The sequence below is a fragment of the Blautia sp. DFI.9.10 genome, from assembly GCF_024461705.1.
GTDB lineage: Bacteria > Bacillota > Clostridia > Lachnospirales > Lachnospiraceae > Blautia_A > Blautia_A fusiformis.
The window spans coordinates 1-399 of sequence record NZ_JANGAA010000061.1; the positions used below are offsets into that span (position 1 = coordinate 1).

General features: G+C 54.9%; 1 rRNA gene. It reads right to left on the minus strand.

The features are described from left to right. Positions 1–9: 9 nt before the first annotated feature. Positions 10–399 (minus strand): 16S ribosomal RNA (locus NE671_RS15720); the annotation flags it as partial.

Consider the following 399-nt stretch of genomic DNA (forward strand, 5'->3'; position numbering starts at 1 on the left):
TTTCCTTAGAAAGGAGGTGATCCAGCCGCACCTTCCGATACGGCTACCTTGTTACGACTTCACCCCAGTCATCGGTCCCGCCTTCGGCAGCTCCTTCCTTGCGGTTAGGTCACTGACTTCGGGCGTTACTGACTCCCATGGTGTGACGGGCGGTGTGTACAAGACCCGGGAACGTATTCACCGCGGCATTCTGATCCGCGATTACTAGCGATTCCAGCTTCGTGTAGTCGGGTTGCAGACTACAGTCCGAACTGGGACGTTATTTTTGGGATTTGCCCACCCTCGCAGGTTCGCTTCCCTTTGTTTACGCCATTGTAGCACGTGTGTAGCCCAAATCATAAGGGGCATGATGATTTGACGTCATCCCCGCCTTCCTCCAGGTTATCCCTGGCAGTCTCC